This window comes from Cupriavidus sp. DB3 (genome assembly GCF_020418465.1).
Lineage (GTDB): Bacteria > Pseudomonadota > Gammaproteobacteria > Burkholderiales > Burkholderiaceae > Cupriavidus > Cupriavidus cauae.
The window spans coordinates 49647-64402 of record NZ_JAIZPL010000006.1 but is presented as its reverse complement, the minus strand read 5'-3'; the positions used below and the strand labels follow the sequence as shown (position 1 = coordinate 64402).

Below are 14756 nucleotides of genomic sequence, written 5' to 3'. Positions count from 1 at the left end.
CGTCGACGTTCAATACTGGACGCGCCGCTCGACGTAGCGGAACTGCACCACCGTCAGCGCGATCACGATCGCCATCAGGATCACGGACTGCGCCGCCGAGCCGCCGATGTCCATGCCGCGGAAGCCGTCGTGATAGACCTTGTAGACCAGCGTGTTGGTCGAATTGAACGGCCCGCCGTGCGTCACCGCGTCGATGATGGCGAAGGTGTCGAAGAACGCGTACACCACGTTGATCACCATCAGGAAGAAGGTGGTCGGCGACAGCAGCGGGAATACGATCGACCAGAAGCGGCGCCACGGACCGGCGCCGTCGATCGCGGCGGCCTCGATCAGCGAGCGCGGGATGCTCTGCAGCCCGGCCAGGAAGAACAGGAAGTTGTAGCTGACCTGCTTCCACGCCGCGGCGATGATCACCAGCAGCATGGCCTGGTCGCCATTGAGCAGGAAGTTCCAGTCCACGCCCATCTGGCGCAGCACGTACGAGACGATGCCCAGCGTCGGATTGAACAGGAACATCCACAGCACGCCGGCCACCGCCGGCGCCACCGCATAGGGCCAGATCAGCAGCGTCTTGTAGGCGACCGCGCCGCGCAGCGCGCGATCGGCGAAATAGGCGAGCAGCAGCGCGAACGACATGCCCAGCAGCGCCACCCCGACCGCGAAGATCGCGGTCACGCGGAACGACTCGATGTAGTTCGGGTCGTTCCACAGCGTCATGAAGTTGGCCGCGCCGACATATTCGAGGCTGATGCCGAAGGCGTCCTGCTGCAGCACCGACTGGTACAGCGCCTGGCCCGCGGGCCAGAAGAAGAAGATCAGCGTGATCGCGATCTGCGGCAGCACCAGCAGATACGGCAGCCAGGGCGAACGGAAGACGACGCGTTTTTCCATGCGTGGCGATGACAAAGGAGCGCCGTCGCGGCGCCCCGGGGGAAATTGGACCTGCCTCGGACCGGCCGCCCGCCGCATCGGTACGGCGGCACGGCGGCGCGGCGGCAGAAGCCGGAACGAATCGCGGGCGGGAAACCGGAAGGGGCCGCCGCCCGCTGGCCGCCGCTTATTCCTTGGCGGTGCGCTGGAAGCGTTCGAGCAGCTCGTTGCCGCGCTTGACCGCGGTATCGAGGGCTTCCTTGGGCTCCTTCTTGCCGGCCCAGACCGCTTCCAGTTCCTCGTCGACCACGGTGCGCACCTGGACCATATTGCCCAGCCGCACGCCGCGCGACTTGTCGGTGGTCTTGACGACCATCTGCTGCACCGACACGTCGGCGCCCGGATTCTTCTCGTAGAAGCCGGACTTCCTGGTCAGCTCATACGCCGCCATCGTGACCGGCAGATAGCCGGTGGCCTGGTGCCAGTCGGCCTGGATCTCCGGGCGCGACAGGAAGGTGAAGAACTTGGCCACGCCCTTGTATTCCTCGGGCTTGCGGCCGGCCATCACCCACAGCGAGGCGCCGCCGATGATGGTGTTCTGCGGGGCGCCCGGCACGTCCGGGTAGTACGGCAGCTGCGACACGCCAAACGCGAACTTGGCGTTCTTGCGCACGTTCGCCAGCGTCGCCGACGAGCCGGTAAACATCGCGCATTCGCCGTTGAAGAACTTCGCGCCCGACTCGGCCTTGCGGCCGCCGTAGCTGAAGTAGCCCTTCTTGACCATGTCCTGCAGATTCGAGATGTGCTTGACGTGCAGCGGGCTGTTGAACACCAGGCGCGTATCGGTGCCCCCGAAGCCGTTGTTCTTGGTCGCGTACAGCGTGTTGTGCCAGGCCGAGAAGCTCTCCAGGTGGACCCAGCCCTGCCAGTCGGTGGTGTAGGCGCAGTTGCCGCCCGAGGCCTTGATCTTGGCCGAGTACTGCATCACCTCGGGCCAGGTCTTGGGCGGCTTCTCGGGATCGAGGCCGGCCTTCTTGAAGGCGTCCTTGTTGTAGTAGAAGACCGTGGTCGAGCTGTTGAACGGGAACGACAGCATCTCGCCCTTGGCGGACGTGTAGTAGCCCGCCACCGCCGGGATGTAGACCTTCTGGTCGAACTTCTCGCCGGCTTCCTTCATCACGGTCGAGACCGGCTTGATCGCGCCCTTGGCGCTCATCATGGTGGCGGTGCCGACCTCGAACACCTGCAGGATCGCCGGCGCGCCGCCGGCGCGGAAGGCGGCGATGCCGGCCGCCAGGGTTTCATCGTAGTTGCCCTTGTTGACCGGCACGATCTTGTACTCGGTCTGGCTGGCGTTGAACTTGCTGGCAACCTCGTTGACCTTGTCGTTCAACGCGCCCTGCATGGCATGCCACCATTGCACTTCGACGGCGGCGTGCGCGGCGCCGGTGGCGGACAGCGCGGCCACGGCGGCGGCCGCGGCGGCAAGCTTGATGGTGATGGTGCGGGGGATGGTCATCGACGGCTCTCCTCGTTTATTGCGTCATCCAGTCGGAAACCGGCTGAATGTATGCATTTTTTGTGACAAGCGGATGTTACTCCGCCAGCGCGCGCCGAGAAACCGAGCGTTTCTACCAATGTCCACGCGGCTTCGGGCCCAACCGGCCCGGGGCGAAGGCAAGATGACAGCGCCGTGACATAGCTTAGGCGACGCCACTTGCGAGGTACAATGCGCCGCCATGCCGACCCCGCAAACCCTCCCCGATCTCCCCGTCTTTCCGGCTGCGCTGCCCGCCGCGGCGCTGCGCCGCGTGCGCGGCGTGCTGACCGATATCGACGGCACGCTGACCACCGCCGGCCGCCTGCCGGCGCAGACCTATCTGGCCATCGAACGCCTGCGGCACGCGGGCCTGCAGGTGATTCCGGTCACCGGGCGCTGCATCGCCTGGGCGGAAATCCTGACGCGGTTGTGGCCGGTCGACGCGATCATCGGCGAGAACGGCGCGTTCTACTCGCACCTGCGCGACGGGCGCCTGGTCACGCGCTTCATCGACGACGCCGATACGCGCGCGCGCAACCTGCGGCGCATCGACGAACTGGCGCAGCGGATCCTGCGGGAGGTGCCCGGCTGCGCGCTGGCGTCCGACCAGCACTGGCACGCGGCCGACCTGGCGATCGACCATGCCGAGGATGTCGCGCCGCTGCCGCCCGCGGCGGTGGACCGCATCGTCGCGCTGATGCAGCAGGCCGGCATGACGGCCACGGTCAGCTCGATCCATGTCAACGGCTGGTTCGGCCGGCACGACAAGCTCAGCACCAGCCGCCTGTGCGCGGCCGAGCTGCTCGGCGCCGACCTGGACGCCCAGCGCGACGAATGGGTGTTCATCGGCGATTCGGCCAACGACGCCGCGATGTTCGCCCACTTCCCGCTGTCCGTCGGCGTGGCCAATGTGCGCGAGATCCTGCCGCTGCTGCCGGTGCCGCCGGCCTATGTGACCGAGGCCGCCGGCGGCGAAGGCTTTGCCGAGATGGTGGACGCGCTGCTGGCGGCGCGGGACGCCGGCTAGGCGCCGGGCCGCACAGGGGCCCTGCCGCACTGGCGCACTGCCGCGCCACCGCACGTTCGCACCGCCGTACTACCGTACTACCGTACTACCGCACCGCCGCCCGGCCCGGTGCCGGCACCGACACCGGCCTCTGGCATCAACTCATGATGCCGATGTGCCAGGGCACGAACTCGTTGTCGCCCAGCCCCAGCAGCTCGCTCTTCGAACGCTGCCCCGACGCGGTGCGCAGCATCAGCTGGAAGATCTCCTCGCCGACCTGCTCGATGGTCTTCTCGCCGTCGAGGATGGTGCCGCAGTTCAGGTCCATGTCCTCCTCCAGCCGGCGGTACATCGGCGAGTTGGTGGCCAGCTTGACGCTGGGCACCGGCTTGGCGCCGAACATCGAGCCGCGCCCGGTGGTAAACGCGATCAGGTTGGCGCCGCCGGCGATCTGCCCGGTGGCCGACACCGGGTCATAGCCCGGCGTATCCATGAAGACCAGGCCATGTTCGGTCACCGGCTCGGCATAGCGGTAGACCGCCATCAGCGGCCCGGTGCCGCCCTTCATCGACGAGCCCAGCGACTTCTCGAAGATGTTGGCCAGCCCGCCCATCTGGTTGCCGGGGCTGACCTGCCCGTTGATCTGCACATCGCGTCCGACCGAATACTCGTCCTTCCACCAGCGGATCCGCTCGACCAGCTTCTCGCCGACCGCGCGGCTGACCGCCCGCCGCGTCAGCGTGTGTTCGACGCCATAGATCTCCGGCGTCTCCGACAGGATCGCGGTGCCGCCGTGGCGCACCAGCAGGTCCACCGCGGCGCCCAGCGCCGGATTGGCGGTGATCGACGAAAAGCCGTCCGAGCCGCCGCACTGCAGGCCGACGGTCAGGTGGCTGGCCGGCACCGGCCGGCGCTCGACGCGGTTGGCCTCGGGCAGCAGCGCCATCACCGCGGCGATGCCGGCCTCGATGGTCTTGCGCGTGCCGCCGCTGTCCTGCATCACGAAGGTGCGCAGCAAGGGGCCGTCCTGCAGCGACTGCGTCTCCAGCAGGCCCTTCAACTGGTTGCGCTCGCAGCCCAGCCCGACGATCAGCGCGCCGCCAAGGTTGGCATGGCGCGCGTAGCCGGCCATGGTCCGCCGCAGCAGGTCCATCGGCTCGCCGGTCATCTCCATGCCGCAGCCCAGCGAATGGCTGAAGGCCACCACGCCGTCGACATTCGGATAGTCGGCCAGCCGCTCGGGCGTGAACCACTCGGCGATCTTGCGCACCACGGTGGCCGAGCAGTTGACGGTCGACAGGATGCCGACATAGTTGCGCGTCGCGACGCGGCCATCGGCCCGCACGATGCCGTCGAACATCGCCTGGCGCGACGCCGGCACGCGCTCCACCGGCACATAGTCGCGGCCATAGGCGTAGTCGCGCTCGTACTCCTGGAAGCTGACGTTGTGCGAATGAACATAGCTGCCCGGCGCGATGTCGGTCGCGGCGAAGCCGATGCAGACGTTGTACTTGACGATCGGCTCCCCGGCGCGGATGGCCCGCGCGGCGATCTTGTGGCCGGCCGGCACCTGGGCGCGCGTGGTCCAGGGCTGGCCCGGCACCGGCGTGCCGATGCCGACATCCATGCGCGCGACCAGGACGTTGTCAGCGGGATGCAGGCGGATGCAGGGGCCCAGCAGGGTCTTGTCGTGGCGAGCTTCCATACGGCGCTTGTTTCCGTGTTGCGTGTCAGAGAAATGGGATTGGGATAGAGACCCGCGTTCGGCGCTTCGGCGCTTCGGCGCTTCGGCGCTTCGGCGCTTCGGCGCTTCGGCGCTTCGGCGTTTGGCGTTTGGCGTTTGGCGTTTGGCGTTTGGCGTTTGGCGTCCGGCGTTTCGGCGCGAAGGCGGGGTCGGGCTTATTCCGGCCGGATATTCGACGCCTTCACCACCGCCGCCCATTTCGGGACTTCGCCCGTCATGAACTTGCCGAACTGCTCGGGATTGGTGCCCAGGATATTCAGGCCCTGCTCGGCGAACTTGGCGCGCAGGCCCGGCTCCTTCAGCGCCTGCGCGACCTCGTCGCTGATGCGCGCGGCGATCGGGCGCGGCGTGCTGGCGGGCAGGAACAAGCCGTACCAGGTCAGCACCTCGAAATCCTTCAGCCCCGCTTCGGCCACCGTCGGCACCTGCGGCAGGCTCGGGGCGCGGGCCAGGCTCGAGACCGCGATCGCCTTCAGCTTGCCCGACTTGATGAACGGCGCCGCCACCGGCACGTTGGCGAACATCACCGGCACATTGCCGGCGATCACATCGGTCAGCGCGGCCGACTCGCCCTTGTAAGGCACGTGCGTCAGCTTGATGCCGCTCATGGTGTTGAACAGTTCGCCGGCGATATGCTGCGGGCCGCCGGGTCCGGACGAGGCATAGCTGGTCAGCTTGCCGGCACGCACCAGCTCGGCCACCTCCTTCACCGTGGTGGCGGGCACCGACGGATTGACCACCATCACCAGCGGCATCGATACCACCTGCGTCACCGGAATGAAGTCCTTCAGCGGATCGAACGGCAGCTTCGCGTACATGCTCGGCGCGATCACCATGGTCGACTGCGAGGCCAGCATCATCGAATAGCCGTCCGCCGGCGACTGCGCGACGTTCGACGCGGCGATGGTGCCGGTCGCGCCGGGCCGGTTCTCGACCACCACCGATTGACCCATCTGTTTCGACAGCTGCGCGCCGAGCTGGCGCGCGACGATGTCCGCGCCGCCGCCGGGCGCGAAGCCGACCACCACGCGGATCGGCTTGCTGGGAAAGGCGTCGGTGGCGGCCGCGGCGGGGCCGGCCGCAAGGGCCATCAGGGCCATCAGGGCCGTCGTGGCCAATCCGGCCGCTCGGGCGTACAGGGTGTGGCAAAGGCCGGCGATGCGCCGGGATGGCCGGCATGGCTGGTTGGTGAAGGTCATGGTCGTCTCCTGGGGTGTCGTTGTATGTTGTTGTGCGGGTTTCTGGCATGCCGTGGCATACCCGGGTCGGAGCTCGGATCGAAACCCGGTTCGGTGCCCGAGTCGGCGCCGAGATGCGGATGCAATCAGGCCGCGAGCCGTTCCGCCCCCGGCATCGCAAAGCCCAGCGCATCGAGCGCCTGACCCAGCAGCGCCCGCTGCCCTTCCTGCAGCTCGGTCAGCGGCGGCCGCACCGTGCGCCAGCCGCCGTCGGCGCTCTGCACCGCGATCGCTTCCTTCATCGCGGCAATCATCGGGAACTGCTGGAAGGCCGCGCGCGTGCGGTTCAGCGCGGCCTGCCGCGCATCGGCATCGGCCGCCTGCCAGTTGGCGTACAGGTCGACGATCGGCGCGGGATTGACGTTGCCGGTGGCCGTGATGCAGCCCGCCCCGCCCGCACGCATGGTTTCCAGCAGGATCGCCTCGGTTCCGGCGAAGACATCGAAGCCGCGCGCGCCGAAGCGCTCGATCATGGCACGCGTGTTGGCGAGATCGCCGGAGCTGTCCTTGATGCCGGCGACGATGCCGGGATAGGCGGTCAGCAGCCGGTCGATCAGGTCCAGGCCCAGTGGCACCTGGCTGACCGCGGGGATGTGGTACAGGTAGACGCGCAGGCGCGCATTGCGGGCCGTCTCGTCGGCCGCCTCGCCGGCCGTGCCACCGACCGCCTCGATGACCTCGGCAAACGCGCGGAACAGGCCATCGTCGCTGACGCCCTTGTAGTAGAACGGCGGCAGCATCAGCACGCCGGCGCAGCCCGCGGTGACCGCGTGGCGCGTCAGCGCGATGGCGTCCGGCAGCGCGCAGGCGCCGGTGCCGGGCATCAGGCGATCCGGCGGAATGCCGGCGTCCAGCAGCCGGTCCAGCAGGCCGCGCTTCTCGTCCAGCGACAACGAGTTGGCCTCGGAATTGGTGCCGAACACGGCCAGCCCGACGCCCTGCTCGATCAGCCAGCGGCAATGCCGCACGAAACGCCGCGCGTCGGGCGCATAGCCGTCGGTGAACGGCGTGAGCACGGGGGAAAAGACGCCGCGCGGGCGGGCGGACTCGGTCATGGCTGTCTCCGGGGATGGGCGCCTGGGCGGCTGGCCCGATGGATCGGGCTCGACGAATGGCGATCAAGGAATGGGGCCATTCTAGGAACCGCCAATCCGCGAAAACAGCATCGAACGGCTGCTTCAAACGATAATGTTTTTTGGGTTCCACCGGGGCGAACAGCCCGGTATCCCGACCGCGCTTTGCTAACATCTGCCGCGCCGCTACGCCCCGCTGCGTGCTGCTGCGTCCCGCTGCCCCCTTACGACTCCCTACGACAACAAGAGGCCTGCCCCGCCGTGGACATTCGCTACCTGCAGAGTTTCGTCGCCGTGGTCGAGCACGGCTCGTTCGCCGAAGCGGCGCGACGCCTGGGCCTGACGCCGGCCGCCATCGCGGCGCGCGTCAAGGCGCTGGAGGAATCGCTGGATACGCCGCTGGTGCAGCGCGCCGGACGCACCGTGGTGCCGACCCAGGGCGGGCTGCGCATCCTGCCGAAGGCGCGCGCGGTGGTGCGCGATGTGCGCGACCTGAACGCGGTCGCGCACGACGACAGCCTGCTGGGCGAACTGCGGCTCGGTGTGTCGACCTCGGCGCTGACGGGTCTGCTGCCGCCGATCCTCAAGCGCGTCTACGCCGCGCATCCCCAGTTGAAGATCTTTGTCGAACCGGGTTCGTCCTCGCACCTGTATCGCCGGATCGTCGGCGGCGATCTCGATGCCGGCATCATCGTGGCGCCGCAGTTCGCGATTCCGAAGGCGTTCGAGTGGCACGTGCTGGTGCGCGAACCGTTCATCGTGCTGGCGCCCGAATCGATGGCCGAGCGCGGCGCGCACGAACTGCTCGCCACCGAGCCGTTCATCCGCTACGACCGCGGCATGTGGGGCGGCATGGTGGCCGACCGCTATCTGCACGAGCACAACATCGTGCCGCACGAGCGGCTCGAGATCGACGCGCTGAACGCGATCGCGACGATGGTGCACCAGGGCATCGGCGTGTCGCTGGTACCGGACTGGACGCCGCCCTGGCCCGAAGGCATTCGCGTCGCGCGCATTGCGCTGCCGGGCCGCGCGCCGGTGCGGCAGGTCGGCCTGCTGTGGTCGCCGCACGCCGCGCACGGCGCGCTGGCGCGCACGCTGCTCGAGCATGCGGCGAGCGCGACCGGGCAGCGCCAGGGGGCGCTAACTGGGCGCTAACTGGGCGCTAACTGGGCGCTAACTGAGCGCTAACGGTGCGCTCACCGGGCGCGAAGGGTGCGCTAACGAGACGCCAAGGGTGGCGCTCCATGGCGGCGCCAAGGGGAACGCCAAGGGCAGCCCAGGGGCCGCCCGCGCCGCGGCGACTTCTATCGACCTGCAATCTACTCCGGCGCCTGCGGCGTCTTGCCGCGCGTTTCGGCGGCGCGCAGGAAGTCGAAATCGACGCCCCGGTCGGCCTGCGTCACCGTCTGCAGGAACAGCTTCAGGTAGCCGCGCGGCGCGCTGGGCTCGCGCACCGGATTGGCCGCACGGCGCCGCTCCAGTTCGTCCTCCGCCACCAGCAGGCTCAGCTCGCGGCGGCTGACGCTCAGGCGAATCCGGTCGCCGGTGCGCACGTGCGCCAGCGGTCCGCCCACCGCGGCCTCCGGCGTGACATGCAGCACCACGGTGCCGAACGCGGTGCCGCTCATGCGCCCGTCCGAGATGCGCACCATGTCCTTGACGCCGGCGCGCGCCAGCTTGCGCGGGATCGGGATATAGCCCGCCTCCGGCATGCCGGGCGCGCCCTTCGGACCGATGTTCTTCAGCACCAGCACATCGTCGGCGTTGACGTCGAGATCGTCGCTGTCGATGCGCTCGACCAGGTCCTGCGAGTTCTCGAACACCACGGCGCGGCCCTCGTGCTCCATCAGCGCGGCGTCGGCGGCGGACTGCTTGATGATCGCGCCGCCCGGGGCCAGATTGCCGCCCAGCACGGCGATGCCGCCCTGCGGATAGATCGGGTCGGCGATCGGGCGCACCACGTCCTGCGCGAAGCCGGGACCGGCGGCGTCGAGCTCCTCGCCCAGCGTGCGTCCCGTCACGGTCAGCGCGTCCAGCCGCAGCAGCGGCCGCAGCTCGCGCAGCAGCGTGGCCATGCCGCCGGCCTTGTGGAAGTCCTCCATGTAGTGCTGGCCGCTGGGCTTCAGGTCGAGCAGCACCGGCGTTTCGCGGCCCATGCGGTCCAGCGCCTGCATGTCGATGTCCAGCCCCATGCGCCCCGCGATCGCGGCCAGATGCACGATGCCGTTGGTCGAACCGCCGATCGCCAGCAGCACGCGCATCGCGTTCTCGAACGCGGCCGGCGTCAGCACCTTGTCGACGGTCAGCCGCTCGCGCGCCATCGCCACCGCGCGCGCGCCGGTCAGTTCGGCGATGCGGATGCGGTCGGCGGTGACGGCCGGCGGCGTGGCGGCGCCAGGCAGGCTCATGCCCATCGCCTCGGTCAGGCAGGCCATCGTGCTCGCGGTGCCCATCACCGAACAGGTGCCGACGCTGGCGACCAGCTGGTCGTTGACCTGCGCGGTCTCGTGCGCGTCGATCTCGCCCGCGCGGAACTTGCCCCAGTAGCGGCGGCAATCGGTACAGGCCCCCACCCGCTCGCCGCGATGCGAGCCGGTCAGCATCGCGCCGGTCACCAGCTGGATCGCCGGCACGCCCGCCGAGGCCGCGCCCATCAGCTGCGCGGGCACGGTCTTGTCGCAGCCGCCGATCAGCACCACCGCATCCATCGGCTGCGCGCGGATCATCTCCTCGGTATCCATCGACATCAGGTTGCGCAGCACCATGCTGGTCGGCGCGGCGAAGCTCTCGTGGATCGAGATGGTCGGAAACGGCATCGGCAGCCCGCCCGCCAGCAGGATGCCGCGCTTCACGGCCTCGATCAGCTGCGGCATGTTGCCGTGGCAGGGATTGAAGGCGCTGCCGGTATCGGCGATGCCGATCACCGGCCGGTCGAGCGCGGCATCGGTATAGCCGGAGCCCTTGATGAAGGCCTTGCGCAGGAACAGCGAGAAGCCCTGGTCGCCGTAGTTGGTCAGGCCCTTGCGCAGGCCGGCGTCGGGGCGAACATCGCTGCGGGTATCGCTTCCGGTGTCGCGCTGGCTGTCATCGGTGGATGCGGGAGACTTGGGGGTTGCGGGATTGCTGGGCGTGGTGCTCATCGTCGTTGATTGGTCGTGGCTTTCGTCGTTGCTTTCGTCGTTGCTTGCGTCGTTGCTTGCGTCGTTGCCTGGAGGCGGGGTCGGTGCAGTGGCATGGGAGGCGTGGCATCGGGCCGGCGCCGGGCCTCAACTATCCGACTCGATGCCGGCCTCGGTGATGACCTTCTGCCAGCGGGTCACCTCGTCGCGCAGGCGCTCGGCGGCCTTGTCGGGCGAGGTCGGGGGCAAGGCGTAGACGCCCTGCTGCAGGAACTGCGCCTTGACCGCCGGCATCTCCAGCATCTTCGCCAGCGCGGCATTCAGGCGCTGCACCACCGGCGCCGGCGTGCCGGCCGGCGCCAGCACGCCGAAGGTCGAGCTGACGTCGAGCGCCGGCATGCCGCTCTCTCCGGCCGCGGGCACGTCGGGCAGCATCGAGATCCGTTTTGCCGCCGCCACCGCAACCGGCCGCAGTTGCCCGCTCTTGATGAAGGGCTGCGCCGCCGGCACGGTCTCGACCATCATGTTGACCTGCCCGGCGACGAGGTCGGTCATCGCCGGGCCGCTGCCCTTGTAGGGGACGTGCACCATGTCGATGCTTGCCTCCTTGCGGAAGATCTCGGCCGCCATCCGCTGCGGCGCGCCGGCGCCCGAGCTCGCATAGTTCAGCTTGCCCGGATGGGCCTTGCCGTACTGGATCAACTGCTGCAGCGTGGTGACCGGCAGCTGCGGATTGACCACCACGACCAGCGGCACCGAGCCGACCACCATCACCGGCACGAAGTCCTTCAGCAGATCGTAGCGCAGCCGCCCTTTCTCCAGCGTGGCCATCGTCGAATGCGAGGTCAGCGCGCCCATCAGCAGCGTGTAGCCGTCCGGCGCGCTCCTGGCCACCGCCTCGGCGCCGATATTGCCGCCGGCGCCGCCGCGGTTCTCCACCACGACCTGCTGGCCCAGCGCCTCGCCGAGCCGGGCGGCGACGATGCGGCCGATCACGTCGGTGGCGCCGCCCGGCGGATAGGGAATCACGAGGCGCACCGGCTTGTCCGGGTAGGCGGCCAGGGCGGCGGGCGCGAGCGCGGCCCACAGCGGCGCGAACAGCGCGAGCAGGCCGGCGCGCAGCCAGGTTCGGCGGAGTACCGGACGGGCTGCGGCGCGGGATGTTGGGCGGGATGCGGGGGATGTGGGGCGGGATGTGGCGCTGGATGCCGGAGGCGGCTTGGTGGTCATGGGGGTCTCCTGATCTCGTTATGCCGGCGCGGTCCTCGTGCCTCGCGTGCGAACGCATGGAGGCACGGGTCGCCGTGACGGCAAGTGTGGAGACGAGCGGGACGCGGAAGAAGCGGTTGCCGCACCGATTAACCAAAAAATTATTTTGGTTTGGGGCCAGCCCAGTCCGCGCATCATCCATCTGAGTTTTCGATGCTCAGCCCCAAAATGATTCGTTTCATATTGCGAGTCCTGCTCAGTACAATCGGCTCCGATCCTGTCGATGTCGCCGATTTCGCCGTCTTGCGATATCGCCAATATCGTCCAGTGGTCGATATCGCCTGACGCCCCGCATCCCTTCTTCATCCCATCACACCATGACCGAATTCGTGATTCCGCCCGTCGAGCAGGCCAGCGTGGCCGTCGCCGGCAGCAGCGCCCGCTTCCCCATCCGCCGCGTGTTCTGCGTGGGACGCAACTACGCCGCCCATGCGCGCGAGATGGGCAAGGATCCGGACCGCGAGCCGCCGTTCTTCTTCACCAAGCCGGCCGATGCGGTGGTGCCCGCGCAAGGGACCGTGCCCTATCCCCCGCTGACCGACAACCTGCACCACGAGATCGAAATGGTGGTGGCGATCGGCAAGGGCGGCACCGACATCGCCGTCGAGCGCGCGCTGGAGCATGTGTGGGGCTATGGCGTCGGCGTGGACCTGACGCGCCGCGACCTGCAGGACGTCGCCAAGTCGATGAGCCGGCCGTGGGACTGGTCGAAGGCCTTCGACGCGTCCGGTCCGTGCGGGCCGCTGCAGCCCGTCAGCGCGGTCGGCCATCCGGCCCAGGGCCGCATCTGGCTCGAGGTCAACGGCGAGGTGCGCCAGCAGGGCGACCTGAACGAGATGATCTGGCCGGTGGCCGATGTCATCGCCTATATCTCGCAGAGCGTGGCGCTGGCTCCCGGCGACCTGATCTTTACCGGCACGCCGGCCGGCGTCGGCAAGCTGCAGCCGGGCAATGCGGTGCGCGGCGGCGTGGCGGGACTGGGCGAGTTCGCCTTCACGGTTGGAGCGCGCCGGGGCTGAACTCCGACGCGAACCTCCCGAACAAAAACGCCACGGCTTGCACCGTGGCGTTTTGTATTGCGCGATCGCTCGCGCCGCTCAATCGAAGCCCAGTTCCTGCAGCTTGCGCGTGATGGTGTTGCGGCCGATGCCGAGCCGGGTCGCGGCCTCGACGCGGCGGCCGCGGGTGACGCCCAGCGCGGCCTCCAGCACCGCCTTCTCGAAGCGGCGCGTGAGCGCGTCCATCACCTCGGGCTGGCCCGCCTCCAGCATCGCGCGGGCCTCGCCCGCCAGCAGGGTTTCCCAGCCGGGCGCGGGCGCGGCGGCCGAGGCCGAGCCCGCCAAGCCCGCCATGCCGGGGGTGCCCGCGGTGCCCGGGGTGCCAAACGCCCCCGCCGGCGCCATGCGGCCGCCGTAGCCCGGCGCTTCCGCATCGTTTGGTAGCGTGGCCGCGCCGTCGGCGGCAAACCCGCCCGGCCCCGCGGCGGCCATGCCACCGGCCATGCCGCCAGCCGAAGCGCCAACCATGGCGCCCGCCTCGGCCGCATCGCCGCCGGGCTCGGCGACGCGCGCGACGCCGTAGTTCGCCATGCCGGCCTGCCCTTCCGGCGCGCCGCCGATCATCTCGCGCGGCAGGTCCTTGACCTCGATGGTCTGCGCGGGCGCCATCACGGTCAGCCAGTTGCACAGGTTTTCCAGCTGCCGCACGTTGCCCGGGAACGGCAGCGTGCTGACATAGGCCAGCGCCTCGTCGGACATGCGCTTCGGCTCCACGCCCAGTTCCTTGGCGCTCTTCTGCAGGAAATGCCGCGCCAGCAGCGTGATGTCCTCGGGCCGTTCGCGCAGCGGCGGCAGCCGCAGCCGGATCACGTTCAGGCGGTGGAACAGGTCCTCGCGGAACAGCCCTTCCTTGACGCGCGTTTCGAGGTTCTGGTGGGTGGCGGCGATCACGCGCACATTGGCGCGCAGCGGGTTGTGGCCGCCGACGCGATAGAAGTTGCCGTCCGACAGCACGCGCAGCAGCCGCGTCTGCAGGTCGAACGGCATGTCGCCGATTTCGTCGAGGAAGAGCGTGCCGCCCTCGGCCTGCTCGAAGCGGCCGCGGCGCATGGTCTGCGCGCCGGTGAAGGCGCCCCGCTCGTGGCCGAACAGTTCGGACTCGAGCAGGTCCTTCGGAATCGCCGCGGTATTGAGCGCGATGAAGGGGCCGTTGGCGCGCGGGCTGTGCTTGTGCAGCGCGCGCGCGACCAGCTCCTTGCCGGTGCCGGACTCGCCGGTGATCAGCACCGTCACGTTCGACTGCGACAGCCGGCCGATCGCGCGGAACACGTCCTGCATTGCCGGCGCCTGGCCGAGGATCTCGGGCGCGTCGAGCAGGCGGTCGTCCATCTCCTCCTCGCGCAGGCTTTCCTCCAGCGCGCGGCGGATCAGTTCGACGGCCTTGTCGACGTCGAAGGGCTTGGCCAGGTATTCGAAGGCGCCGCCCTGGAAGGCCGCCACCGCGCTGTCCAGATCGGAGTAGGCGGTCATCACGATCACCGGCAGCCCCGGATGGCGGCCCTTGATCGCCTGCAGCAGATCGAGGCCCGAACCGCCGGGCATGCGGATGTCCGAGATCAGGACCTGGGGCTCGTCGTCCTCGAGCGCCGACAGGACGTCGCGCACGTTGGTAAAGCTGCGGGACAGCAGGCTCTCCCGGGCCAGGGCCTTTTCCAGGACCCAGCGAATAGATTGATCGTCGTCGACTATCCAGATCGGCTTCATGTGCGTCGCTTGTCTGCTCGGTGTTTCGGAGGTCCGCCTTCGCTGCGCTGTCCACCCGGCGTGGGGCCATGGGCCGTAAGGCCGCAAGCCCTCAAGCCCTCAAGCCCTCAAGCCCGTCCGGGGCCGTCCCGG

General features: G+C 69.0%; 11 protein-coding genes. 3 read left to right on the top strand and 8 right to left on the bottom strand.

Annotation, left to right across the window (positions count from 1 at the left end; genetic code table 11):
- Window positions 1-9: 9 nt before the first annotated feature.
- Both ugpA and ugpB read right to left on the bottom strand, forming a co-directional pair.
- Window positions 10-891, bottom strand: coding sequence for a sn-glycerol-3-phosphate ABC transporter permease UgpA (gene ugpA / locus K7G19_RS19495; protein ID WP_149319130.1), 882 nt, complete (start codon window positions 889-891; stop codon window positions 10-12).
- Window positions 892-1057: 166 nt separating this feature from the next.
- Window positions 1058-2389 carry a sn-glycerol-3-phosphate ABC transporter substrate-binding protein UgpB gene (ugpB, locus tag K7G19_RS19490; protein WP_149319131.1) on the bottom strand — a complete coding sequence of 444 codons (1332 nt, stop codon included), beginning with the start codon at window positions 2387-2389 and terminating at the stop codon, window positions 1058-1060.
- Between the two features lie 220 nt (window positions 2390-2609).
- Here ugpB and K7G19_RS19485 point away from each other — a divergent pair, with 220 nt between their 5' ends.
- Entirely contained in the window at window positions 2610-3437 is an 828-nt protein-coding gene (locus tag K7G19_RS19485) for an HAD-IIB family hydrolase (protein ID WP_226108687.1), read from the top strand.
- A gap of 136 nt (window positions 3438-3573) precedes the next feature.
- Here the strand turns inward: K7G19_RS19485 and K7G19_RS19480 are convergent, their stop codons facing one another.
- From K7G19_RS19480 to K7G19_RS19470, 3 genes are all read right to left on the bottom strand, one after another.
- Complete coding sequence (locus K7G19_RS19480; protein ID WP_226108686.1) at window positions 3574-5121, bottom strand: UxaA family hydrolase; 1548 nt, start codon at window positions 5119-5121, stop codon at window positions 3574-3576.
- A 194-nt stretch (window positions 5122-5315) separates the two neighbouring features.
- The gene (locus tag K7G19_RS19475) at window positions 5316-6359 is read right to left on the bottom strand and encodes a tripartite tricarboxylate transporter substrate binding protein (RefSeq protein WP_226108684.1); all 1044 of its coding nucleotides are present in this window, start codon (window positions 6357-6359) and stop codon (window positions 5316-5318) included.
- Window positions 6360-6484: 125 nt separating this feature from the next.
- Entirely contained in the window at window positions 6485-7453 is a 969-nt protein-coding gene (locus tag K7G19_RS19470; protein WP_226108682.1) for a dihydrodipicolinate synthase family protein, read from the bottom strand.
- A gap of 279 nt (window positions 7454-7732) precedes the next feature.
- Between K7G19_RS19470 and K7G19_RS19465 the strand changes: the two genes are divergently transcribed.
- Window positions 7733-8629, top strand: a complete 897-nt coding sequence (locus tag K7G19_RS19465; protein WP_149319136.1) for a LysR family transcriptional regulator — start codon at window positions 7733-7735, stop codon at window positions 8627-8629.
- Between the two features lie 164 nt (window positions 8630-8793).
- Here the strand turns inward: K7G19_RS19465 and K7G19_RS19460 are convergent, their stop codons facing one another.
- Together K7G19_RS19460 and K7G19_RS19455 are read right to left on the bottom strand one after the other, a co-directional pair.
- Window positions 8794-10614 (bottom strand): IlvD/Edd family dehydratase, encoded by a 1821-nt coding sequence (locus tag K7G19_RS19460; RefSeq protein WP_226108680.1) that lies wholly within the window; start codon window positions 10612-10614, stop codon window positions 8794-8796.
- 126 nt (window positions 10615-10740) lie between these two features.
- Window positions 10741-11823: a tripartite tricarboxylate transporter substrate binding protein gene (locus K7G19_RS19455; protein WP_226108678.1), complete on the bottom strand. Its 1083-nt coding sequence runs from the start codon at window positions 11821-11823 to the stop codon at window positions 10741-10743.
- A gap of 356 nt (window positions 11824-12179) precedes the next feature.
- Here K7G19_RS19455 and K7G19_RS19450 point away from each other — a divergent pair, with 356 nt between their 5' ends.
- On the top strand, window positions 12180-12881 hold the full coding sequence (locus K7G19_RS19450) for a fumarylacetoacetate hydrolase family protein (RefSeq protein ID WP_226108676.1): 702 nt from the start codon (window positions 12180-12182) through the stop codon (window positions 12879-12881).
- Window positions 12882-12959: 78 nt separating this feature from the next.
- Here K7G19_RS19450 and ntrC read toward each other — a convergent pair whose 3' ends face one another.
- A complete protein-coding gene (ntrC, locus tag K7G19_RS19445; RefSeq protein ID WP_226108674.1) occupies window positions 12960-14624 on the bottom strand; it encodes a nitrogen regulation protein NR(I) in 1665 nt (554 codons plus the stop codon).
- Window positions 14625-14756: the final 132 nt, after the last annotated feature.

Coding starts and splice junctions, on each gene's coding strand:
- ugpA (WP_149319130.1), bottom strand. CDS start 891: ATGGAAAAACGCGTCGTCTTCCGTTCGCCCTGGCTGCCGTATCTGCTG.
- ugpB (WP_149319131.1), bottom strand. CDS start 2,389: ATGACCATCCCCCGCACCATCACCATCAAGCTTGCCGCCGCGGCCGCC.
- K7G19_RS19485 (WP_226108687.1), top strand. CDS start 2,610: ATGCCGACCCCGCAAACCCTCCCCGATCTCCCCGTCTTTCCGGCTGCG.
- K7G19_RS19480 (WP_226108686.1), bottom strand. CDS start 5,121: ATGGAAGCTCGCCACGACAAGACCCTGCTGGGCCCCTGCATCCGCCTG.
- K7G19_RS19475 (WP_226108684.1), bottom strand. CDS start 6,359: ATGACCTTCACCAACCAGCCATGCCGGCCATCCCGGCGCATCGCCGGC.
- K7G19_RS19470 (WP_226108682.1), bottom strand. CDS start 7,453: ATGACCGAGTCCGCCCGCCCGCGCGGCGTCTTTTCCCCCGTGCTCACG.
- K7G19_RS19460 (WP_226108680.1), bottom strand. CDS start 10,614: ATGAGCACCACGCCCAGCAATCCCGCAACCCCCAAGTCTCCCGCATCC.
- K7G19_RS19455 (WP_226108678.1), bottom strand. CDS start 11,823: ATGACCACCAAGCCGCCTCCGGCATCCAGCGCCACATCCCGCCCCACA.
- K7G19_RS19450 (WP_226108676.1), top strand. CDS start 12,180: ATGACCGAATTCGTGATTCCGCCCGTCGAGCAGGCCAGCGTGGCCGTC.
- ntrC (WP_226108674.1), bottom strand. CDS start 14,624: ATGAAGCCGATCTGGATAGTCGACGACGATCAATCTATTCGCTGGGTC.